The organism is Sulfurimonas sp. RIFOXYD2_FULL_34_21, assembly GCF_001830805.1.
Taxonomy (GTDB): Bacteria; Campylobacterota; Campylobacteria; order Campylobacterales; family Sulfurimonadaceae; genus Sulfurimonas.
This window is the reverse complement of sequence record NZ_MICH01000005.1, coordinates 98795-123117: the sequence shown is the minus strand read 5'-3', so window position 1 is coordinate 123117 and position 24323 is coordinate 98795. Positions and strand designations below refer to the sequence as shown.

22 protein-coding genes are annotated in these 24323 nt (G+C 34.7%); 13 read left to right on the top strand and 9 right to left on the bottom strand.

The genetic code is table 11. The features are described 5' to 3' along the window. Positions 1–41 precede the first annotated feature (41 nt). Genes A2530_RS03510 through A2530_RS03500 form a run of 3 tightly spaced genes read right to left on the bottom strand, consistent with a single transcriptional unit; the run spans position 42 to position 3370 of the window. Entirely contained in the window at positions 42–1706 is a 1665-nt protein-coding gene (locus A2530_RS03510) for a cation acetate symporter (protein WP_294885750.1), read from the bottom strand. Further along, a complete protein-coding gene (locus A2530_RS03505; RefSeq protein ID WP_294885749.1) occupies positions 1706–2020 on the bottom strand; it encodes a DUF485 domain-containing protein in 315 nt (104 codons plus the stop codon). The genes A2530_RS03510 and A2530_RS03505 overlap by 1 nt, the downstream gene beginning before the upstream one ends. A 9-nt stretch (positions 2021–2029) precedes the next feature. Next, a complete protein-coding gene (locus A2530_RS03500) occupies positions 2030–3370 on the bottom strand; it encodes an OprD family outer membrane porin (RefSeq protein WP_294885747.1) in 1341 nt (446 codons plus the stop codon). A gap of 435 nt (positions 3371–3805) precedes the next feature. Between A2530_RS03500 and A2530_RS03495 the strand changes: the two genes are divergently transcribed. After that, a complete protein-coding gene (locus tag A2530_RS03495) occupies positions 3806–4405 on the top strand; it encodes a hypothetical protein (protein ID WP_294885745.1) in 600 nt (199 codons plus the stop codon). A 115-nt stretch (positions 4406–4520) separates the two neighbouring features. Here the strand turns inward: A2530_RS03495 and A2530_RS03490 are convergent, their stop codons facing one another. Both A2530_RS03490 and A2530_RS03485 read right to left on the bottom strand, forming a co-directional pair. Further along, positions 4521–5177: a response regulator transcription factor gene (locus A2530_RS03490; RefSeq protein WP_294885744.1), complete on the bottom strand. Its 657-nt coding sequence runs from the start codon at positions 5175–5177 to the stop codon at positions 4521–4523. Then, positions 5177–6397 (bottom strand): HAMP domain-containing sensor histidine kinase, encoded by a 1221-nt coding sequence (locus A2530_RS03485; RefSeq protein ID WP_294885743.1) that lies wholly within the window; start codon positions 6395–6397, stop codon positions 5177–5179. The genes A2530_RS03490 and A2530_RS03485 overlap by 1 nt, the downstream gene beginning before the upstream one ends. A gap of 64 nt (positions 6398–6461) precedes the next feature. On the opposite strand from A2530_RS03485, the gene A2530_RS03480 reads away from it, so the two are divergent. From A2530_RS03480 to A2530_RS03425, 12 genes are all read left to right on the top strand, one after another. Beyond that, positions 6462–6962: a peptidylprolyl isomerase gene (locus A2530_RS03480; protein ID WP_294885741.1), complete on the top strand. Its 501-nt coding sequence runs from the start codon at positions 6462–6464 to the stop codon at positions 6960–6962. Positions 6963–7004: 42 nt separating this feature from the next. Then, complete coding sequence (locus A2530_RS03475; protein ID WP_294885739.1) at positions 7005–8087, top strand: epoxyqueuosine reductase QueH; 1083 nt, start codon at positions 7005–7007, stop codon at positions 8085–8087. Positions 8088–8138: 51 nt separating this feature from the next. Beyond that, entirely contained in the window at positions 8139–8585 is a 447-nt protein-coding gene (gene fabZ / locus A2530_RS03470) for a 3-hydroxyacyl-ACP dehydratase FabZ (RefSeq protein WP_294885761.1), read from the top strand. Next, complete coding sequence (gene lpxA, locus A2530_RS03465; protein ID WP_294885737.1) at positions 8585–9370, top strand: acyl-ACP--UDP-N-acetylglucosamine O-acyltransferase; 786 nt, start codon at positions 8585–8587, stop codon at positions 9368–9370. The genes fabZ and lpxA overlap by 1 nt, the downstream gene beginning before the upstream one ends. Continuing rightward, positions 9367–10611 carry an ATP-dependent Clp protease ATP-binding subunit ClpX gene (gene clpX / locus A2530_RS03460; RefSeq protein WP_294885736.1) on the top strand — a complete coding sequence of 415 codons (1245 nt, stop codon included), beginning with the start codon at positions 9367–9369 and terminating at the stop codon, positions 10609–10611. Before lpxA ends, clpX begins: the two co-directional genes overlap by 4 nt. 9 nt (positions 10612–10620) lie before the next feature. Beyond that, on the top strand, positions 10621–11658 hold the full coding sequence (locus A2530_RS03455; RefSeq protein ID WP_294885733.1) for a rod shape-determining protein: 1038 nt from the start codon (positions 10621–10623) through the stop codon (positions 11656–11658). Further along, the gene (gene mreC / locus A2530_RS03450) at positions 11651–12412 is read left to right on the top strand and encodes a rod shape-determining protein MreC (RefSeq protein ID WP_294885731.1); all 762 of its coding nucleotides are present in this window, start codon (positions 11651–11653) and stop codon (positions 12410–12412) included. Before A2530_RS03455 ends, mreC begins: the two co-directional genes overlap by 8 nt. A gap of 83 nt (positions 12413–12495) precedes the next feature. After that, positions 12496–15753, top strand: coding sequence for a carbamoyl-phosphate synthase large subunit (carB, locus tag A2530_RS03445; protein ID WP_294885729.1), 3258 nt, complete (start codon positions 12496–12498; stop codon positions 15751–15753). Between the two features lie 2 nt (positions 15754–15755). Then, on the top strand, positions 15756–16187 hold the full coding sequence (locus tag A2530_RS03440; RefSeq protein ID WP_294885728.1) for a Sua5/YciO/YrdC/YwlC family protein: 432 nt from the start codon (positions 15756–15758) through the stop codon (positions 16185–16187). Beyond that, positions 16184–16627 carry a hypothetical protein gene (locus A2530_RS03435; RefSeq protein ID WP_294885727.1) on the top strand — a complete coding sequence of 148 codons (444 nt, stop codon included), beginning with the start codon at positions 16184–16186 and terminating at the stop codon, positions 16625–16627. The genes A2530_RS03440 and A2530_RS03435 overlap by 4 nt, the downstream gene beginning before the upstream one ends. Continuing rightward, positions 16624–17199 (top strand): hypothetical protein, encoded by a 576-nt coding sequence (locus tag A2530_RS03430; protein WP_294885726.1) that lies wholly within the window; start codon positions 16624–16626, stop codon positions 17197–17199. The genes A2530_RS03435 and A2530_RS03430 overlap by 4 nt, the downstream gene beginning before the upstream one ends. After that, positions 17199–18377 (top strand): glutathionylspermidine synthase family protein, encoded by a 1179-nt coding sequence (locus A2530_RS03425; protein WP_294885759.1) that lies wholly within the window; start codon positions 17199–17201, stop codon positions 18375–18377. The genes A2530_RS03430 and A2530_RS03425 overlap by 1 nt, the downstream gene beginning before the upstream one ends. A 7-nt stretch (positions 18378–18384) precedes the next feature. Here A2530_RS03425 and pglF read toward each other — a convergent pair whose 3' ends face one another. From pglF to A2530_RS03405, 4 genes are read right to left on the bottom strand one after another with little or no spacing between them, the layout of a single operon-like run. Further along, positions 18385–20103 (bottom strand): UDP-N-acetylglucosamine 4,6-dehydratase (configuration-retaining), encoded by a 1719-nt coding sequence (gene pglF, locus A2530_RS03420; protein ID WP_101244922.1) that lies wholly within the window; start codon positions 20101–20103, stop codon positions 18385–18387. A 6-nt stretch (positions 20104–20109) separates the two neighbouring features. Next, the gene (locus tag A2530_RS03415) at positions 20110–21318 is read right to left on the bottom strand and encodes a glucose-6-phosphate isomerase (RefSeq protein WP_294885723.1); all 1209 of its coding nucleotides are present in this window, start codon (positions 21316–21318) and stop codon (positions 20110–20112) included. Between the two features lie 2 nt (positions 21319–21320). After that, on the bottom strand, positions 21321–22160 hold the full coding sequence (gene galU, locus A2530_RS03410; RefSeq protein ID WP_294885721.1) for a UTP--glucose-1-phosphate uridylyltransferase GalU: 840 nt from the start codon (positions 22158–22160) through the stop codon (positions 21321–21323). A gap of 57 nt (positions 22161–22217) precedes the next feature. Further along, the gene (locus tag A2530_RS03405) at positions 22218–24314 is read right to left on the bottom strand and encodes an STT3 domain-containing protein (RefSeq protein ID WP_294885719.1); all 2097 of its coding nucleotides are present in this window, start codon (positions 24312–24314) and stop codon (positions 22218–22220) included. Positions 24315–24323: the final 9 nt, after the last annotated feature.

Sequence of the window (24323 nt, the reverse complement as noted above, 5' to 3'; positions counted from 1 at the left end):
GTTTTTTTCTTTACATGTAGAAGTTTCTACATGTAATAGTATTAATGCTCACTTGCACCTTCAGCGCCTATACCTGTTTGACTTCTGATATATTGAGCTTCAAATGCCTCTTGTTCGTCTTTAGCATTTTGTGAGTTATCTGTAATTGAGAAAAACCAGATACCTATAAACGCTATTGTAACAGAGAAAAGTGCCGGATATTTATATGGGAAGATTGCTTCTGCATTTCCTAATATTTGTACCCATACGATAGGACCTAAAATTACCAGTAAAACAGCTGTAGCAAGACCTAAAGATCCACCGATAACTGCTCCGCGAGTCGTTAGTTTTTTCCAGTACATAGAAAGGAATAAAATCGGGAAGTTAGCAGATGCCGCGATAGCAAAAGCAAGACCGACAACAAACGCTATATTTTGTTTCTCAAAAGCGATACCCATAGCAATTGCAACTATTCCAAGAACTACCGTAGCAATTTTAGATACTTTCATCTCTTTTAATGAGTCAACTTTACCTTTTTTAATAACAGATGCATAAAGGTCATGACTAATTGCAGATGCACCTGCAAGAGTAAGTCCTGAAACAACCGCTAAAATTGTAGCAAATGCAACCGCAGAAATAAATCCTAAGAAGAAGTCGCCGCCGACTGCATGACTTAAGTGAATTGCAGCCATGTTGTTTCCGCCTAATATCGGTGAACCCCCACTTACTGCTTCTTTTGCCATATCTAAGTATTGTGGATTTTTAAATACCATAACAATCGCACCAAAACCGATAATGAAAGTTAAAATATAAAAATAACCGATAAAACCTGTTGCATAGAAAACTGATTTACGTGCTTCTTTAGCATCACTAACCGTAAAAAATCTCATAAGAATATGAGGAAGACCGGCAGTACCGAACATTAGCGCGATTGCAAGTGATATAGCCGATATAGGGTCACTTACAAGTCCGCCCGGGCTCATAATCTCTATACCTTTAAGTTCTGTAGCATGTGAAAAAAGTGCACCAAAACTAAAATCATAATGTGCCATAACGGCTAAAGACATAAATGTAGCACCGGAGAGAAGTAAAAATGCTTTAATTATCTGTACCCATGTTGTAGCAAGCATACCGCCGAAAGTTACATATAAAATCATTAAAACACCAACTAGCATAACCGCTACTTCATATTGAAGACCAAATAGAAGCTGGATAAGTTTACCTGAACCAACCATTTGAGCAATAAGATAAAGAATAACAGTTGCAATTGAACCTGAAGCCGCAAGAGTACGGATTGGAGTTTGACGAAGTCTATATGAAGCAACATCGGCAAAAGTGTATTTACCTAAGTTTCTTAATGGTTCAGCAATCATAAAAAGGATAACAGGCCAGCCAACTAAAAAACCGATAGAGTAGATAAGTCCGTCATACCCTTTTGCATAAACCAAACCTGATATTCCCAAAAATGACGCAGCCGACATGTAGTCTCCCGCAATCGCCATACCGTTTTGAAAGCCTGTTATTCCACCGCCTGCAGTATAAAAATCTTTTGCACTTTTTGTTTTTTTAGCTGCCCAGTAAGTGATTCCCAAAGTACCGCCGACAAATATTAAAAACATTACTATAGCAGACATGTTAACTGCTTGTTTTTGTATTTCACCCGTAATTGCACCCGATGCAAAAACTGCAACAGTTCCAAGGATTAAAAAAGCAAATATTCTATTCATTATTTCTCCTTTATTGAGTTTTTGATTTTGTTGTTTAAATCATCAAATTCGCCGTTTGCTCTTTTTGTATATATACCAGTTAAGATAAAAGCAAAAATAATAACTGCCATACCGATTGGAATACCGATAGTCGTAACAGAATCTGATGATATAGGCGTACCTAGTGCTGATGGGTTAAAAGCTATTGTTAATATAAATGTAAAATAGACTACTAACATAGCAATTGACAACTTTATCGCAAAGCCATTTCTTTTAGAAATAAGCTCTTGATAATTTGGATCATTCTTGATTTTTTGGACTAAATCTTTGTTCATCATTTTTCCTTAAAAATTATAGTTAGCTATAACTCTATACTCGTTCCAGCCTGTGTCGCCTGAAGCACTCTCATGAAATTTTCTCGGGAAATTACCGCGAAAACGAAGTTGTAATTTTTTAATCATCTCAGGATTGTATATAACGTCAAATCCGCTCTCTTTTGCAGTTCTTGCTATACCGTAGCCGCTATTTGCATCCATATCAAACGAAGCATAATAAAGCGTAGTAGAAAGATTTGCTCCCATATCTTTGAAATTATATGTTCCTGCAACTTTAGTCGCTTTTGTTCCAGCTAAGAATTGGTGTCTAGTTACCATTCCTTGCGTATATGCCGGCATACCGCCCCATGGAGTAATAATTGCATTTGGCAAGCCTGTTGCAGCTTCAGCAGCACTATTTTTTCCTGTTTGAGAGTATGCGATAGAAGCTGTAAAGTTTTCTACTTTAGCTTTAAATTGTGCAGCCCAATAAGTACTGTCGATTTTTCCTGCTAGTTCATCTCCTACCTCATTCTCTTTTATACCTTGAACCGATAATGAAGGCTTAATCATATCCGTTAGTAAACATTTCCATGATAAGTCGGCTTGAGCATATATAGCATTAATAATATCATGCGCATAGTAATCCCAAACTTGAACTTTAAAGTTTTTATCCATCGCATAAGTTGCAGATAATACAGATACACCGTCAGTTGATTTACCTACGGCATATTCACCCATATCTTTAAAATCACCTACTTGATTTTGCGCATCAACATATGAGTAACCAGATGTTACTGAAAGTAATTTATTTGCATTTGATGAGTTAGAGTATGCACGACCAAACGTTCCTTGTGCAAATTTTGTTACATGTGCAGCCATTAAAGTAGTGTTTGCAATATCTTTGTTTGTTAAAACATAAGCTTCAAACAAGTTAGGAAGCATTCTAGCATCATCACTTCCCGCTAAAGGTGTATCAAGCTTTTGACGACCGCCTTTGAAAACAGTGTTTGCCGCTTTATACTGAACATAAGCTTCGCCCAATATCGAATAACTTTCATTATCTGTCCCAAAAAGAGTAGCATCCGTTACTGAACCCGTAGCTACTTTATTTGTCGTATAAAATGCCGTTCCTAAGCTTAAACCTTTATAGTCAGCCGTTTCATACTTTAAATTACCGCCAAGTGCAGTTGAACTTCTGTGAGTTGTATTTCCTGCACTTCCTTGATAATCTCTATCTATAAAGAATGCACGAATCTGACCGTTTACTTTCCCTTGCGAAAACATACTGCTTAAATCATCCGCAGCGTTAACATGTGCCGTAGCTATTGCACTAATAGCTATTGCGCTTAACATCAATCTTTTTTTCATTTTACTCTCCCTTTTTAGTTCTTAACGACCTAATCCTAAAATAAGAAAATAGCATGAACATAGCATTGATGAAAAAGTATGATTAAAATTTAATAATTTTTAAAGGTGGGAAGGAAAGTAACAGTTAGGGCTTATCTATCATGTAGCAAAAAATTATGCGTAGTAAGCAAATAGGCTTATTTACTGTTTCGTAATAGCTAATCTATAAACAACTGCGTCAATTATCTTACTATATCTCTTATCAAAAAACGGTACAAAAAAATATATTAATTTTATATTTTCCTTTAATTTATTGGTAAAATTTTATAGTTGGTTTAATTTCCATTAGCAATATTTATACTACCACTAATAATTTAGACAACTATTTTAGTATATATTTTAAAATAAATAGATACAATCAAAAATAGAAATTACTTTATACGAGGAAAAAAATTTATGTCTAAATATATATATCTAATAAGCATTATAGCGATTTTCATAATATTTATCTTTTCAGGGTGCGGTGGTAAGACATTTTCAATTAAAAAAGTAACTAGTAATAAACAATATTCAATATATGACTTATCTAAAGAATCTTTTAATGAATATGAAAAAAATTTATACTTCTCTGAATATAGTGTATCTAGTTTAATTAAACAAAATGATCCATATAAAAAATTACAGACAGACTTGAAAAGTGGCTTTAAATATATATGTTCAAATCATGGTGGAAAAATTGAAATTGATCATAGCAGTGATCTTACAAGAATAATAAAAATGGAATTTGAAAGACATCAGAAAACTTATATATCACACACAAAGTTTGCTTCAATCAATGATTATAAAAGATTCCTTACAGACAAATCATATTATACAGTAAATATAGAAGGTACTACTGCCCCACAAGCTATAAATCAATATGCTTGTAAAGTAAATAATACAAACTTATTTTATTATGCAATTAGTGATACCTATACAGATTTCGTGAGTAAAGGTTTAAGTGGCATTAGTGCAAATTGGTGGACTATGAATGCATACATACATATTCCAAATTAATTATAAAAAGTTATCTATAAACTAACATATTCTCCACAGATTATAGCCACTTCCTCCATAAAAAAGGACTATTACAATTGCGTACAAAATAATTTTAACACCACTAAATAGGCAGTTAGGGCTTATCTATCATATACCCCATTCCTCTGACATTTATAATAACATCCTCTTTTAAAAACTTTTTGAGTCTATTTATCTCTGCTCTTATTGTGGCATTATCGACTATCTGTTCACTCCAAACGTAAGTCTGAAACTGCTCAAAGTCAACAACGCGTCCGCGATTTCTTGAGAGAAGGTCTATTATCTGAGACTGTCTTTTCGTAAGTATTTGCGGTTCTTGGTTGAATAGAAGCGTGCTGTGTTCTTGGTCGTAACTATAATTTTTAGAAAGACGCAGATGGATTCTAGGAGCATTGTTAAAAACATTTACTCTATCCACACGCAGGGAAAGTTCTTTTAAATGAAACGGTTTTTTAAGATAATCATTACAGCCCAAAGTATAAGCTCTTGAGATATCTTCTATATCAACCAAAGCGCTTATATAGATAACAGGTACATGTATCTTTAGCGCGTGAATTTCTTCCAAAAAGGTAAGTCCATCAATACCTGGGACTGTAATGTCTAAAATAAGAAGGTCATAAGAGTTCTCTTTTATAGCCTTAAACGCTTCAAGACCGTCAAAAAAGCTCTCAACCTGATGTCCGTCTGATTCAAGATACTCACAAATAGACTCATTGAGCATTATCTCATCTTCTAAAAGCAGTATCTTCATCAATCCCCCATCACTTTAAACTTGTAACTAAACATTGTCAAAGAGTCGCTTGAGCTGACTTTAACTTCTACCCCCTCTTCATCGCATATACTCTTTACCAGTCTAAGCCCGAGTCCGAAACCGTCTCTGCTTTTTTCTTCCCTATAGTAAGCCTCAAATACTTTATCCGTATCTTTAATAATTTTTGATTTGCTACTTACTAAAAACTCTACAAATGCGCCTAACTTTTCAAGCTTTACATGTACTACTTCATTTGGAAGCGTATATTTTATTGCATTTGTCAAAGTATTGTCTATAATTCTTTGAAGTTTTGTCTGATTAAAATATACATGTAGTTCCTCGGAAGTTTTATAATAATCAAATTTTATACGCGATAATTCCGCAACATCTTTAAAAAAGTCTATTCTGCTTCTTAAAAAATTCTCCAAATTTATAACCGTTTTTTTATACTCAATATGGTCTTTTTTAACTAAATAGCTCAAATCATCATATATACTAAAGATATTTTTTGCGGCTGCTTCTATTTTAGAGATTTGTCTATCTTTTTTATTTTTCATCAAGTAGAGTTCTATGCTTGTCAAAATTACGCTTAGTGGCGTATTTGTCTCATGTACCGTATATCTTAAAAACTCTTTTTGAGCTTTTAGTAAATCTTGTGAAAAAATCTTCTCTTTTTCTAAATTTTCGTTTATTTGCAAAAGAGCAGTCGTTTTTTTCTTTACTCTCTCTTCCAGTCCTAAATTCAGCTCAATTAAACTATTTTTTTGCTCATTAATTTTATGAACCATCTCATTTGCATAGCCTACCATTACTTTGAAATCTTGGAAAAATATAGTATTTGGATTTATCGCCTCTTCACGGTCAACCGCTCTCTTAAAAAAATCCAAAAAAGTTTGAGTATCTCTTTGTAACAATTTGTTAAAAAGGTTATTTAGTCCTAAAAATATCGCAAATATTATAAAAGAGAGAGTGACGATTGCTAAAACAGTTTTTATTAAAAGCGATTTTAATTTTTTTTGGTTTTGTGCCAAAATATCGATATTAGATATGTTGTCATCCAATTTTATAACATAGCTTTTTTCAAGTGCTCTCTCATACTCTTCATACATCTCTTCAACAAGAAGTCCGACAAAAATCATAGTAAATAGAAATATAATCAATATGGTAAAAACATCGGCTTGTTTTATAGTAATATTTTGAAATAGTGATTTTATTTTCATGTATAGGATTATATATTATTAAACTTAGATTATAATTTCAAAAAAATAACCACAAAGGCAAAAAATGTTTGGAAGAAAACTAAAAACATACGATTTAAGCGCAGAAGAGTTAAGTAAACTTCAGTGGGCAAAAGTATCAACTAGCAAAGGCGATATCTGGTTAAAATTACTCCCGGAAGAAGCTCCAAATACGGTAGCAAACTTTGCACATCTAGCAAATACAGGTTTTTACAATAACCTTAGTTTTCACCGCGTAATTCCCGGTTTTATGGCTCAAGGCGGTTGTCCTCACGGAACAGGAACAGGCGGACCGGACTGGGCAATTGCTTGTGAGACAAAACAAAACAAAACTAAACATAGAAGAGGCGCTCTTTCTATGGCTCACGCAGGACCAAATACGGGCGGAAGCCAATTTTTCATTACTTTTGTAGCGACTCCTCATTTAGACGGCGTTCATACTGTTTTTGGCGTAATTGAAGAAAATGACAAAGATAGTTTTGCAGTTCTTGATAGCATTAGAGGACAAGACGCAATTAATTCTATAGAAGTTCTTGAAAATAGATAATTTTATTGCAAAGCACTATTGCTGCTTTGCATGGAGACATAAATGCTAGTCCACATCTGCTGTAGCGTTGATTCGCACTTTTTTTTAGAAAAACTTCAACACGACTATCCTGATGAAAAACTTATCGGCTTCTTTTACGACCCAAATATCCATCCATATTCTGAGTATCAGCTTCGTCTTTTAGACGTTAAACGCTCTTGCAAAAAACTAGGCATTGAACTGCTCGAAGGCGAGTATGATTTTGTGAGTTGGATGGAAGCTGTTAGAGGTTTGGAAAATGAGCCTGAAAAAGGCGCAAGATGTGAAGTATGTTTTGATAGACGATTTGAAGTAAGTGCAAAAAAAGCTCTTGAGCTAAATGAGAGCAAAATAACTACTACACTGCTTGTTAGTCCGCTAAAATCCCAAGAACAGTTAAAGAGGAGCGGAGATATATTTTTTAAAAAATACGGTGTTGAATTTATAGCGTACGATTATAGAAAAGAGGGCGGCACGCAAGACCAAAGTCGAGTTACAAAAGAGCAGCAGCTCTATCGTCAAGACTACTGCGGATGTATCTACGGGCTTACCATGCAAAGAGAACAACAAGAACGTCTTATGGATGAGATGTTTTCACCGATTTCAAACCAAGTTTTACCTGCTTCAATAGAAGAGAGACTTGACATGTATAAACATAGAATGGAACTTGAAGATAAAAATATTGCCTATAAGATAGTAAAAGAGAAATTTTTAAACTATCGCCAATTTAATTTTAAACTTTTTTTTAAAAATGATACGATAATTCCTGCATATGCTCTCTCTTACTCAACTATGCCTAGAAAAAAAGCGCAAGGAAGCATTGAGTTTATCCATGATAATATTGGCTATTTTAATCGCGAAGAGATTAGATTTGTTACTTTAGATTTTTTCAATACGACATGTAATTTTGAGTACAAAACAGTAAATGAACTGATTTTTAATCAGCCTGATTTTGAGGAAGAGCAGAAATTTAGAAGCGTTTTAACAAATAAAAATTACGATTTAAGCCCAATAATTATTGTTGATGAAATCCCGCATACAAAACTTACAATCGAACTTGATGCAAAAATTTATGAAGACGTAAGAGAAAAACTAATCATTATATAATGTTTTTTTTGCTAAAATAACCGAAATTATTATAAAGGCTTTTGTATTATGATTATGGATGTTATGGAAATTCAAAAAATTATTCCTCATCGTTACCCTTTTTTACTTTTAGACAGAGTTACCGAGATTCAAGAAAACATATCTTTGGTAGGATTTAAAAATGTAACAATAGGCGATAACGTTTTCCAAGGTCACTTTCCGGGTCACCCAATATATCCAGGCGTTATGATTTTAGAAGGAATGGCTCAAGCAGGCGGAATTTTGGCATTTAAAAGCATGGGAACTATGACGGAAGAAGAAGCCGCAAACAAGGTTGTCTATTTTATGAGTATCGACAAAGCAAAATTCCGTTCTCCCGTAAAACCGGGGGATAGACTGGAATACCGCATAAATGTTATCAAAAACAAAGGTCAAATCTGGGTACTCGACGGCAAAGCTTATGTTGATAATGTTTTGGTTTCAGAAGCCGAATTAAAAGCCATGATTGTAGATAAATAATGAGTAAAATTTCTCCTCTAGCAATTATAGAAACAGGAGCCGTTATAGGCAGTGATGTTGAAATAGGAGCGTACTGTTTTATCTCTGCAAAAAGCACTATAGGTGATGGAACAAAAATAGAACAAAGCAGTTGTATCTATGGAAAAACGACTATTGGTAAAAATAATCATATCTTTTCACACGCCGTAATCGGTTCGATTCCGCAAGACCTTAAATTTGAGGGAGAAGATGTTGAACTTATTATCGGCGATAACAATAAAATTAGAGAGTTTACCCTTTTTAACCCCGGTACAAAAGGCGGAGGCGGAAAAACAATCATAGGCTCAAACAATCTTTTTATGGGTTATGTTCATATAGGACATGACGTTATTATAGGCAATCATTGTATTTTAGCAAATGCCGCTACTTTGGCAGGACATGTAGAGATGGGTGATTATGCAGTAATCGGTGGAATGACTCCGATTCACCAATTTGTTCATATAGGCGATTATGCGATGATTGCCGGTGCATCTGCACTTGCTCAGGATGTTCCCCCTTTTTGTATGGCAGAAGGTAATCGTGCAACGCTTAGAGGATTAAACCTAACAGGTCTTAGACGACACATTAAAAGAGAAGAGATAGATGAGATTAAAATAGCTTATAAAGAGCTATTTGAAGCAGGAAAACCGCTTAAGGATGTTGCAAGCGAGTTACTTGAAAAAACGACTAGTCATCATGTTCAAGATCTTTGCAATTTTGTTCTTAAAACAAAACGCGGAATTCCATATGAGAGGAAAAATTTATGATTCATAGAGCATGTAGCTTTTGTGATGCTCATGAGAGCGATGCAAATCCTTTAATTGCAGGCAACGGTGTATATATTTGTAAAAACTGTGTAATTTCTGCTTACAAAATAATGTTTGGAGACGAGAGTTCTTCTACTACTTCAAAAAATGAAGAGTTAGTTGATGCCGTTACAAAACTAATGACTCCAAAAGAGTTAAACAACTTTTTGGGTGATTATATCATAGGTCAGGAACGCGCTAGAAGGCTTCTTAGTGTTGCAGTGTATAATCATTATAAAAGAATATTTAAAACTCAAAATGTAAAAGATGATGAAACAGAAATAGCAAAATCAAATGTACTTCTAATAGGACCAACCGGAAGCGGAAAAACGCTTATGGCACAGACAATTGCCAGAGTACTAAATGTTCCGATTGCAATTGCCGATGCTACAAGTTTAACGGAAGCCGGATACGTTGGAGAAGATGTTGAAAATATTTTAACAAAGCTTCTTCAGGCGGCTGATGGAGATGTTAAAAAAGCTCAAATGGGAATAGTTTTTATAGATGAAATCGATAAGATTTCTCGTATGAGTGAAAACCGTTCTATTACACGTGACGTTTCAGGAGAGGGTGTTCAACAAGCACTTTTAAAAATTATTGAAGGAGCAGTTGTAAATATACCTCCAAAAGGCGGAAGAAAACATCCAAATCAGGAATTTATTGCAATTGACACTACAGGTATATTATTTATTTGCGGCGGTGCATTTGACGGGCTTGATGAAATTTTAAAGAAAAAACAAGGAGAAAATATTTTAGGCTTCGGTCATGAGAAAAAAAGCAAAAAAGAGCAAAAAATGAGCTATGACATGGTTGAACCGGATGATTTAGTAAATTACGGTTTAATTCCAGAACTTGTAGGTCGTCTTCCTATTATTGCTTCTCTTAATGAAATAACGGAAGATGATATGGTTCGCATTTTGACGGAACCTAAAAATTCTATTATTAAACAGTATAAAAAACTCTTCTCAATAGATAACGTTGAACTTAACTTTGAAGATGATGCGCTAAGAGCGATTGCCAAAAAATCTATTAAACGTAAAACCGGTGCGCGCGGACTTCGCGCGATTTTGGAAGAAAATATGATTGATATCATGTATGAACTTCCGGAATACAACGGATATGAAGTTTTAATAACGAAAGCCGTAATAGATGATGCTGATGTACCGGTGTACATCAAAAAACACTCAAAACAAATAGCATAAGGTAATATAATGATTTTTAATAAATTAATTGGTCTTTTCTCTAATGATTTATCGATAGATTTAGGAACTGCAAATACGATTGTAATTGCAAAAGGAAGAGGCATTATTATAAACGAACCATCCGTAGTTGCCGTTAAAACGGAAAAATTCGGTCATCAGAGAGTTTTGGCGGTTGGACATGAAGCAAAAGAGATGGTAGGCAAGACTCCCGGCAATATTAAAGCTATTCGTCCAATGAAAGATGGGGTTATTGCAGACTTTGACATGACAGAGAAGATGATTAGAAAGTTCATTGAAAAAGCTCATGGAAGAAGCTCTCTAATTAGCCCAAGAATTATTATTTGTGTTCCGTACGGCCTAACGCAAGTTGAGAGAAAAGCTGTACGAGAGTCTGCTTTAAGCGCTGGTGCTAGAGAAGTATTTCTAATTGAAGAGCCTATGGCTGCAGCAATCGGTGCAGGAATAGAGATACGTGAACCGCAAGGAAATTTGGTAGTTGATATCGGCGGCGGTACGACGGAAATAGGTGTTGTTTCGCTAGGAGGACTAGTACTCTCAAAATCTATCCGCACTGCGGGAGACAAAATAGATCAAGCAATTGTTAACTTTATCAGGAAAAAATACAATCTTCTAATTGGCGAGCGAGTTGCCGAAGAGATAAAAATTGCAATCGGTACTGCCGTAACTCTTGATGAAGAACTAAGAATGGTAATTACAGGCAGAGATCAAGTCGAAGGGCTACTCAGTTCTGTTGAACTAACTAGCGAAGATGCAAGAGAAGCTATGAGAGACCCTCTCAAAGAGATAGGCGAAGCCTTAAGAGATGTGCTAGAACAGATGCCTCCTGATTTAGCTGGCGATATAGTAAATCACGGCATTATATTAACAGGTGGCGGTGCTTTGATTCGTCAACTCGACAAGTATTTATCCGATATTGTAAAAATTCCGGTGTATGTTGCAGATGAGCCTCTTCTAGCAGTTGCTCGAGGAACAGGTCGCGCACTTGAAGAGATAGATTTACTACAAGAACTTTTTGAAAATGACTAAGGGATTATTTAGCTTTTTCCTAATATTTATTACGCTCCTTTTGGGTGCGTTATATTATACTGACATAATTCAATCGCCTTTTATTTCTGCATTAAATAAAGTAAAATCAAATTATAATGCTTCAATTGAATTTGTAGAAAAACAGCTAGTTAAACACTTTTATCAAGCCTCGCATATAGAAGAGCTTGAAGAAAAACTTCAAAAATATGAAGATGACCACTTAGTTATGCAACAGTTGGCTTCTGAAATAAACGACCTTCTTGCACAAAATAACTCAACTTTAAAAACAGATCCTAATGTTCAGCTAGTAAGAGCTATTTCTTACCAAAACTTCGGTGACCAAAATAGAATTTGGATGGATATAGACGATTACAACTCTTCACGTATCTATGGACTTGTGTATAAAGAGTTAGTAGCAGGTATAGTAGTATCGCAAAACGATAAAGCGCTTGGTCTCTTAAACAGAGATATAAAGTGTTCTTATGCCGTTTACGTCGGAGAAAGCAGAGCCTCAGGTATAGCACAGGGAAACAATGCTAAAAATCTAATTATCAAATTTATCCCTGCTTGGTTTATAATAAATATAGGTGATGAAGTAGTGACTTCAGGGCTAGATGAGATTTTTTTCAAAGGGCTAAAAGTCGGAAAAGTCATATCGGTTACAAAATCTCAAGGCTATCAAAGTGCAGTAGTGGAGCCTTACTACAGAGCCAATGACCCTAATTATTATCATATGATTACAAAAGTAAAATAAAGCTCTGCATAACTCATCAAATCTTAAGTGCTTTTTGCCTATAATATACAAATTTTTTTATGTATAAATATTAAAGGTAAAAAATGCCAAAACGCACCGACATTAATACTATTTTACTTATTGGTTCAGGTCCAATAATTATTGGTCAAGCTTGTGAGTTTGACTATTCAGGGACTCAAGCAGTTAAAACATTAAAAGAGCTTGGTTATCGTGTAGTTCTTATAAATTCTAATCCTGCGACTATTATGACAGACCCTGAATTTGCGGACAGAACATACATTGAGCCTATTAAAGAAGACGTAATTGCTAAAATTATCAAAGATGAAAAAGTTGATGCAATTCTGCCTACAATGGGTGGACAAACCGCATTAAACGTAGCTACTAAAATGTACGAAAAAGGTATGCTAGAGGGGATTGAATTTCTAGGTGCATCTCCAGAAGCAATACATAAAGGCGAAGACCGCTCTGCTTTTAAAGAGGCAATGATTAAAATAGGTATGGATTTACCTTTCTCAATGTACGCATACAATATGGATGATGCTCTTAAAGCTGCTGAAACAATAGGTTTTCCTATAATTATCCGTGCTTCATTTACACTTGCAGGCGGGGGAAGCGGTGTTGCTTACAATATGGATGAATTCAAAAAACTTGCAAAACGCGGTTTAGATGAATCTCCTGTTACAGAAATTCTAATCGAAGAGTCTTTGCTTGGATGGAAAGAGTACGAGATGGAGGTTATTCGTGACAAAGCGGACAACTGTATCATCGTATGCTCAATTGAAAACTTTGACCCAATGGGAGTTCATACAGGAGACAGTATTACTGTAGCACCTGCCCTTACCCTGACAGATAAAGAGTATCAAAGAATGCGTAATGCCTCTTTTGATATTTTAAGAGAGATAGGCGTTGATACCGGCGGAAGTAATGTTCAGTTCTCAATTGATCCTAAAACTGGGCGTATGATAGTTATTGAGATGAATCCTCGTGTTTCACGTTCATCTGCACTTGCAAGTAAAGCTACCGGATATCCTATTGCAAAAGTAGCAACTCTTTTGGCAGTCGGATTTACTCTTGATGAAATTACAAACGACATTACAGGAACACCTGCATCATTTGAGCCTGTAATCGACTACGTTGTAACAAAAATCCCTCGCTTTACATTTGAAAAATTTCCAGAAGCTGAAAATACACTAAGTACAAGTATGAAAAGCGTCGGCGAAGTAATGGCAATCGGACGTACTTTTAAAGAGTCTATTCAAAAAGCGCTCTGTTCACTGGAAACTGGTCTGTGCGGCTTTGACCAAATAGATGGAGATATGGATTTTATCAGACATGAAATTCGTCGTCCAAATGCTGACAGAGTTCTTTATGTAGCTGAAGGTTTTCGCCGTGGAATGAGCATAGAAGAGATGTTTGATACATGTCAAATCGACCCTTGGTTTTTATACCAATTGGAAGAGATTATAAAAAGCGAAGGTACTATAACAGAGAAGGTCTTGTCTGATGAAGAGTTTATGAGAAGCTTAAAGGTGGACGGTTTTTCAGATAAGAGAATCGCTCAGCTAATAAATAAGAACTCAAACCAAAATGTAAGTGAAGAGGATGTTTACAAAGCTAAAAAATCTCTACATGTAAACTTTGAATATAATGAAGTTGACACTTGTGCAGCAGAATTTGAAGCACTGACACCTTACCTATACTCTACTACAAATATTACAAAACTTCCAAATGTAAAAAACAGAGTAAGCGATAAGAAAAAAGTTCTGATTTTAGGCGGTGGACCAAACAGAATCGGTCAAGGTATAGAGTTTGATTACTGTTGTGTACATGCCGCTTTCGCACTTAAAGAGATGGATATAGAGACTATTATGTACAACTGTAATCCTGAAACTGTTTCAACTGATTACGATACTTCTGATGTACTATATTTTGAACCGATTGATTTTGAACATGTAAGAGAAGTTATAGAGAATGAAAATCCTGATGGAATCATAGTTCACTTTGGGGGACAAACACCGCTTAAACTTGCAAACTCTCTTACTAATATCGGAGCAAATATTATAGGTACGCCTTCAGCTGTAATTGATTTAGCAGAAGATAGAGAACAATTCTCTAATTTTGTTATTAAAAACGGTCTTAAACAGCCATTAAACGGTCTAGCTCGAACAAAAGAGGAATCTTACGGTATTGCTGAAAAATTGGGTTATCCTGTACTTGTTCGTCCATCTTTCGTTCTAGGCGGTCGCGGAATGCGAATCGTTTACAGTGAAGATGAGTTAAAACAGTACATGGATTTAGCTGTTTCCGTTTCAAACAATGCTCCTGTTTTAATAGACAAGTTTTTAGATCAGGCAGTAGAACTTGACGTTGATGCTATTTGCGACGGGGTTGATGTTTATATCGGTTCAGTCATGCAACATATCGAAGAAGCAGGTATTCACTCGGGTGATAGCGCATGTTCACTTCCTCCGGTTAATTTATCAAAAGAGATGATAGACAAAGTTGAGCAGCAAACAAAAACTATTGCACTTGGATTAGGTGTACGCGGTCTTATGAACGTTCAATATGCAATATATCAAGACGAAATTTATCTAATAGAGGTAAACCCGAGAGCTTCTAGAACTGTTCCGTTTGTAAGCAAAGCTACGGGAATGCCTCTTGCCAAAGTTGCAACACGCGTTATGGTCGGAGAGACTCTTAGAGACGCATTAAAATATTACGACAAATATAATATTGTTATGGAAGAAAATGGACTTTTAAAACCTCGCTTAAAAGGACATATTTCAGTTAAAGAAGCGGTATTTCCTTTCCATAAACTCTACGGTGCAGATTTAGTACTAGGACCTGAAATGAAATCAACAGGCGAAGTTATGGGAATTAGCTCTAATTTTGGTATCAGTTTTGCAAAAGCTCAAATTGCTGCTGGAAATAGAATTGTAACGGAAGGAACTTGTTTTCTATCTTTTGTAGATACAGATAAAAAATATGCTCCTGAAATTGCAAAAGGACTTTATAAACATGGCTTTAAACTTGTGGCTACAAAAGGGACACAAGCCGTCTTAGAAGAAGCAGGCGTTCCTTGTGAAATTGTTTTAAAGATATCTGAAGGTCGCCCAAATATTGAAGACAGTATGAAAAACGATGCTATTCATATGGCAATTAATACATCCGATAACAATACGTCAAAAAAAGATGCAGTTGTTATCCGTCAAGAGGTACTTAAGAGAAATATCCCTTACTTTACAACGCTAAGTGCCGCAAGAGCACTTATACTTGCTCTTGATGAGATGAAAAATGATTCATGGTCTTCTTCAAAAGCTCTGCAAGATTTTCTAGCATAACAATGAGTGTAATCTTAACTCAAACCGACACTACCGTCGGTTTTTTGTCAAAAGATGCACAAAAACTCTGCGATATAAAATCTCGTCCGTCTGTAAAACCTTTTATAACTGTATATAAGAATTTTAAAAGTTTTTTAACTGATGGAAACAGAGTGATGAAAAATAGAAAAAATCTTATTCGCCGCTCTAAAAAAACAACGTTTATAATAAATAATTTTGCATTCAGAATTGCCCCTTTTACACTTCATTCTCAAATATTAAGAGACGCTTCTTGGTTTTACTCTACATCTGCAAACAGAAGCAATGAAAAATTTGAGAGAAGCTTTTGTGAATCAAAAGCTGATATAATAATAGAAGATGTAAACTTTTTAATTGAAAAAGATTCGTCTGCTCTTATAAAAATCAATAAGCTTAAAAGGAGAAAACTAAGATGAATAGATTTATACAAGCACTTTTAACAGGTATTTTTATTACTTTTATATTAGATTTTTTTCTTTTTTTAGGAATTTTATTAAATTACATAAACTTTCATAATATCGATCTTTACTATAATATCTTATTTGCAGACAATCAAAACGGAGTAATATTCTTTTTTCTTTCTGTACTTTTGGGATTTATAGTCACATATATAAAAAATTATAAGATAAGCCTTATTACGGTTGGTTTACTATTTTTTCTTTCACTTTTAACACTTATTGAGAGTGTAGGACATTATGTCGGAGAAGCTATGTTTATGAAAAAAAACATTACGCTTAAGGACAAAAAATATAGTTATACGGGAGATCTCTACTATGAGGGAAGAAAAGAGATTACATTTTATGACTATAATCTAAAAAAAATCATTAAAATCAATAAAAAGGATTTAGATAAGTGAAGCATATATCTTCAATAGCAAGCGGTATCGCACTAGGCAGTGCCGGAATAGCAATGATGAGTGTTTTAAGCGGTTGTGAGTCAAAACAACAAGAGCAAGTACAGCAAAATAAGTTTTTAATAATCGAACAGCAAACAAACGGAAAATATGTAGTTGTAGAGGAAATGCCGACTGATGGTCCAAGCAGAGCTATAATTCGCGAAAAAGATGCTAACGGCAACGTTACTGAACGTTTTATGAACGAAGATGAGATGAAGACTTTAGCAGATCAGGAGTATCAAAAAGTTAAAGACGGTACATCAGAAACTCTCCAAAGCAGTGAAGGCAGTGCAGGAATGGGGCTTGCAGGAACAATTTTAGCTGTTGCGGCAGGTTCTCTTTTAGGAAACATGATAGGTAATGCACTTATGAATAATAAAAATTTTGCACAACGTTCAAATACGGTAAATAAGAGTGCATATAGCCGTTCAAGTTCTGCTTCAAGCAGCGGAAGTACATCTTCAACTAAAAAAAGTTTTTTTGGCGGCTCTAGCGGAGCTTCATCATCAAGCAGCACAAACTACGGCGGTTAATCTTGAAACTTACTAAAATAAAACCTCTAAAAAATGAACAGCTAGAAGAGTTGGGATTTACATGGCATACGGATAATGACAGCAGTAGATATATAGATGATACTCTGGTACAAATTACGCAAGATGAAGCCGAAGCCTACTATGAAGCAGTTAATGAACTCTATGACATGTACGCCGAAGCTGCCGAATATGTAATAGAAAACAACCTATTTTTTGAACTAGGCATACCTTTTAATCTTGTCGATGCGATTAAAAAAAGTTGGGAAAATGATGTTCACTGGCATGTTTACGGTAGATTTGATTTATCGGGCGGAATTGATGGCAAACCTATAAAACTATTGGAATTTAATGCCGACACGCCGACAGCACTTTTTGAGACTGCTCTTTTACAGTGGGCTATTCTTAAAGAGAACAATATGAATGAAGATAGACAGTTTAACAACGTTTATGATGCGATAAGAGAGAATTTTAGACGCCTTGTAACACTCTTTGATGATACGGATAGTTTTGATGAGAATTATGATGGTTGGAAGATACTTTTTTCATCAATACAAGGAAACGATGAAGAAGAAGCAACTACTAGACTTTTACAACAAATTGCTACTGACGCAGGTTTTAACACAAGTTTTGAATATCTTCAAGACATAAAATTTGACGATAACGGAATTTTTGACAGAGACGAAAATCAGTATGAGTATTGGTTTAAACTCTATCCATGGGAGGATATAGCAACCGATGAGCCTGAACTTGCCACTATGCTTACAACAATTATGCAAAATCAACAAGCAATCATTTTAAATCCTGCATATACCTTACTTTTTCAGTCTAAGGGAATGTTGAAAATTTTATATGATTTGTTTCCTGATTCGCCGTATCTTTTAAAAACTTCTTTTGAACCTCTTAAAGGAATCAAGCATGTTCAAAAACCTGTTTTTGGCAGAGAGGGTGCTAATGTAGCGATAATTGACTCAAACGGAGACCTTATTACTCAAGTGAGCGGTCCTTATGATAATCATAAAAAAGTTTATCAGGAGTATGTAGAACTAAACACTGACAGCAGCGGTGCAAAATACCAAGCAGGTGTTTTCTTCGCCTATGAAGCATGCGGTCTTAGTTTTAGAAAAGGCGGTGAAATCATGAACAATATGAGTAAATTTGTAGGACATTATATAGCCTAACATATTTTTAACGGCTAAACTCAGGAACAATTTCTTTGAGTTTAGCTAGTTTATCCTCGCAAAAAAGCAGTTCCTCAATATCTCTGTTTAATTTATCTATATCATACTTTGTAGGCTTTGCAACTGTTATAGAATCATAATCTGTTTTTGCGTCACTTTTGTCTATTAACAGCTCTTCATAGAGTTTTTCACCTGCACGAAGTCCTGTAAACTCTATCTTTATATCTTCTCTTTTACTAAGCTCAATCATTTTTTTAGCCAAATCCACTATTTTAACAGGCTCACCCATGTCCAGTATATATATCTCGCCTGCAGTTGCTATCGCTCCTGCTTGAAGCACAAGTTCGCAAGCTTCCGGAATAAGCATAAAGTATCTAGTAATGTCAGGATGTGTTACGGTTACGTTTTGTCCCTGTTCTATCTGATATTTAAATTTAGGTATAACACTTCCGCTACTTCCTAGAACATTTCCAAATCTGACTGCTACTATATCTGTTTTTAAAGAAACTACGTTTTGGGCATAAAGCTCACAAACTCTCTTTGTGGCTCCCATCACGCTCGTTGGTCTAACAGCCTTGTCGGTAGAAATCATTACAAATTTTTCTACACCATATGTTATAGCCGCATCAATAACATTCTTTGTCCCAAGAATGTTGTTTATGATTGCTTCTTCTATATTTGTCTCGACTAACGGAACATGCTTATATGCCGCAGCATGTATTACGATTTGAGGTTTATGTATTTTAAATGTTTCTTCTAGCAGTTCTTTGTTTACGACACTTTGCAAAACCTGCACTATTTTTATCTTTTGTATCTCTTCCCCGATAGCATAAAGATTATATTCGCTATGGTCTAAAAGTATTAATGTTTTGGCTCCGTATTTTTCGCATTGACGACAAATTTCACTTCCTACACTTCCACCTGCGCCGGTAACAAGTACTGTTTTGTTTTTTATAAAAGAGGAAATTTTATTTTTATCCAAATCTTGCGGATGACGTGCAAGCAAATCTTCTACCGATATATTTTTTAGCTGCTGTGCAAAATTTTTATTTTCTAAAATTTTTTCAAGAGAAGGTAATATCTGAATTATTCTGAAATATTTGGATAGACTATCATATATCTCTTTTACTCTGTTTTTGCTTGCTGATGGCATTGCAATAACCAATAAATCAAATTTATCATCGCCTATCTTATCTTTTAGCTTATCTTTTGAAAGTACATGTATAGAATCGATTGAGCGGTTTTGGATTATTTTATCGTCATCTACAAAATATTTAACTTTGTATTCACTGTTTGCAAACTCTGATTCAAGCCTTATTCCTGCTCTTCCTGCACCGTAGATAACAACCGATTTTGTCTTTGTTATATGACTTTTATTTATTAAATAGTAATACAAATACATAATAAAATTTATACAAAACAGATATAAAAATAGCTCAGATGCCAAAAATGCAATTCTTACCTTTGTGTAAAAAAAAGGCATATAGATTAAAAATGCGGATATATACACAAAACTTTTTATAAGAAACGTTTTTTGAGAAGCTTTAGACCATGAAAGAGAGTAGTCGCTAAATATGAAAAATGATGATAAAGTACGAACTACTATTACGATAAGGACCAATTTTATATCAAATGGCGTATGAAATATAAAAAAAGTCCACCAAAAAGTGATAAAGGAGAGCGCTATAATTACTAAAAAATTTAATATTCTTCTATCTGCGCCCATATCTTTTTACTTGTTACTCTCCAACTTCTGTTTTAGAATGACTTTTCCTGCTTCAACACCAGGTTGGTCATAAGCATTTATGTACATAAATTTAGCACAAATCGAAGTTAATAGTTCATACTCGTACATAAGACTAGCTATACTTTTTTCACTTACACTATCTATTGTTATTACGTCACACGGGATATCACTCAGATTATGTATCGATTCTATCGTTGCATCAGCTTGTTTGTTGATAAGCGAAGAGAACTCTATATTATCAAGATAATCAAGCTCACCAAGACCTTCGAGTTTTACAGGCGGAATTTTTAAATGATTGTCAAAATCCTCAACCTTTATAACGGTAACCGTTTTATCTCTTGTTCCCTCGACAATAAGCTGTAAAAAAGAGTGCTGATCAATCGGACCTATAATTCCGATTGGAGTAAGTCCCTGTCTGGAGCTGTTTATATCCACTTTACCTAAACTCTCTCCCCAAAGCTGAATATACCATTTGTTAAAACCGTCTAGTCTTGAAGAGTAGGAGAAGATTACGTTTATATTAAAACGATTTTTATACTCCACAAAAAATCTTGCTTTTTTAAGCACTCTGTCATACACATCTTTTTTATCGAAAAATGAGTCATACACCTCTTTTGCACCGCTTAAAAGCCCATCTATATCCATGCCGACAATTGCTAAAGGGAGCAGACCGACCGCACTAAAAACAGAAAATCTTCCACCAACGTTCTTTGGTATTTCAAAACTTTGTATATCGTTAGCTTTTGCATATTCGTTTAATTTAGAGTCGCTCTCTGTAATAACTACCGTATTATTTTTATCGCACTTAACCAAAGAGTTGATATATTTAAAAATAGAAACGGTCTCAATAGTAGTGCCTGATTTTGATATAACGATAAAAAGAGTGTCATTTAAATCAATATTTTCTACTTTTGATTTTATATCAATCGGGTCTGTCGTTTCTAAAAAATAGAGTTTTTTACTAAATTTTTTAGAGTGTTTTAAAAATTTATATATTGCGTAAGTACCAAGTGTACTGCCGCCTATACCGATTACGACTATATTTTTTTGCACTACATGTGAAGCATACTCTTTGTATTTTAAGGTATCTCCAAATACGAGATTATAGTAACCTATAAAATCTTTCTCTTTTACTATTTCGCCAAAAACATCCTCATCCGATATAGTAGGGTTAAAGTTGTGTTGATATTGCATCGCTATTCTTTAGTTTTATTGTAGAAAAAATTTGTAGCTTCTACAAACCCATCTACACTCCCGCAGTCAAATCTTTTGCCTTGAAACTTATATGCAAGAACTCTGCCCTCTTTTGCCTGAGTTAAAAGCGCATCGGTAATCTGAATCTCCCCGCCTTTACCCGGTTTAGTCTCTCTGATGATATCAAAAATATCAGGCGTTAAAATATATCTGCCGATAATTGCCAAATTTGAAGGTGCATCTTTTGGTTCCGGTTTTTCTACCATATCTGTAACCCTTATCACACCCTCTTCTTCTACATTTCCTGCTATAACACCGTATTTGTTGCTATCCTCGGGCTCTATCTCTTCAACGGCTACGATTGAACACTTATATTTATCATACAGTTTAACCATCTGAGATAAAACAGATTCGCCATCGTTATCGCACAAGTCATCTGCCAAAATAACTGCAAACGGTTCATCTCCTATTAACGGCTCACCGGTCAAAATAGCATGACCTAAACCTTTCATTTCAACTTGTCTCGTGTAAGCAATTGTACAATTTTTCACAATATCGCGTATCTCTTTCATGAGTATCTCTTTTGAAGTTCCATTTATCTGATGCTCAAGCTCATATGATCTATCAAAGTGGTCTTCAATCGCTCTTTTTCCACGACCCGTCACTATCGCCATAGTGTTTATTCCTGCTTCTCTAGCTTCTTCCACACCGTATTGTAAGAGTGGTTTTGTCAGTATAGGGAGCATCTCTTTTGGAATAGCTTTAGTAGCAGGGAGAAATCTTGTTCCGTATCCTGCAGCAGGGAAAAGACATTTTCTAATTTTTGTGTTCTCTTTTGGCATTTTTTAACCTTAATGAATTGTAATTTATAATTCTATCCAATCACGCCATAAAAAATATTAAATTTTTAATTTATAAACTTTTACATGTGGAGTTAATATAACTTCTTCAAAGAGTGATTTGTCATACTCTTCCAAAGCCATAAGCTGTATATATAAAGAGCTATAAGCTTTCTCATCAAGAACTAAAAAAGTATTGTAGTTTGACATGTAAATGATGGTTACATCTGCATCTGGATTTGATATTTTTAGCTCTTTATGAAGCTTCATATTTTTATCGTATGAAGTCTGTATAAATCTTTTAATAGATGTTTTTTGATTTCCTATAGTCAAAATTTGGCTTTGTAAATCAAACAAAATCCCCTGCCCAAGATTTAAAATATTTTCATTCTGCTTAAACATTTTTGTAGCATAAAACAGAGGTTGATTTTTCATATCTCCATTCATTAAATCTATATTTGAAAAAGTACCCACGACTGGATAAATATCTAACATTCTATAAGGAAGATAAAAATAGATATCTCTTGTTTTTTTCGGAAGTTTTAAATCTGTTTGCAAAGAGAGTAAAAAATCGTTTGTATCCTTAAAACCGTACTCTTTGGTCATTTTTTCAATATTTGATAAATTTGTATCAATTTTTATAAATCCATTTTCCGTATATTCTACATCAAGCCTTGCCATTTTTGCAGAAACATCCTGAGGATTTGTAAGCATAAAACTTACCGGAAAATTAACGCTTCCATCATGTTTTCCGCCGTCTATCAGCGTTTTAACATCACTGTAATATCTAATCGGATATCCGTAATCCCACCAAGAAATAACATAATCTTCCCTTTGCGCTACGCCTTTTAGCTCATCTAGCACTTTTACCTCATCTGCATTAAATACGGTAGGAACTTTATAATCCAGAACATGTTTATAATTTGGGTACAAGATTGCTAATGTAAGAACCACTATAAATAAAAATTTCAGCCTATAATTTGGCATATATCTTGCCGCTTCAGTGATTAAAAATGCAATTCCAAACGATAAGACCGGAACCGCATAAATGGTAAATCTAAGACCTCCAACCGAAGCTAAAAATCCGAGTCCGAGCATCGGCAGGGCAAAAAGCATTATTTTATGTCTATACGATAAATATATAAACCCGATTACCGATAAAACAAATGTAACTACATGTCCGCTAATTCTGTTTGCAAACATCTCAAAGGGAATATGTCCCGCTTCTCTTACCGTCTGCATAACAGAATAAAAATGGAGTCCCATACCATCTGTGCTTGTACTTACGGCATCTTTAAATACGTATCCTTTTAACTGCATCCAAATAGGAGCAAATCCGCCTGAAACAAAAAACAGAACTACTGATATAGCCAAAATATAATAAACATATCTATCAAATCTCTTCTGTTTGTACATGTAAAAAACAGCAAAAACGGAAAAAAATCTTACATATCCGTCAATATTTAACATAGCTAACATCATAATTGCCAAAAATTTATAGTTGTAAAGATTTTTTCTATCAAAAAAAAGCGTATAAAAAAGTATAAATCCAAAAAGCATAAGCTCAAGCGAGTAGCTCTGCGGGTACCACCATCTATAGATTAAAATATCAATCGCGGTAATGATGAGATACTTATCTTCATTTGTCTTTATAGCCCAAATAATCGACCAAAGCAAAAACATCGGCAATACTATATTTAACATGTCGGTGTCAAAATATCCGACCATTGTTCTGTTGTAGTAGCTCCATGCTATGCTTGAAAGAAGTGCGGCGATAAAGCCAAGTTCTAAATTCTCTAAGCTTTTGCCTATCAGTATTATAGGTATAACGATAAGCGAACCTAGAAATACAGGCATATATAAGATTATGCTCTCAAAAGAAAACGGCAAAACTTTAACAAAAAAGGCACTCAACTCTGAAGCGGCAGCACCTACTGCAGAGAGATCGTTTGATTGGGAGAATCCAGCTAAAATATCTCTAGCACCCTCTGCCCAGTAGTAACCGTCATTTGTATTTATCATAAACTGAGAGTTAAATATAAAAGGCTCATAGCCTGCAAACTGATAAAGCCAAATCATCCTTATTGCGACAGAGAATAAAAATGCTAAAACAATGTAGATAAATGTTAGTTTTGTCTCTTTTGCAAATATACCCAATTTTGCCCT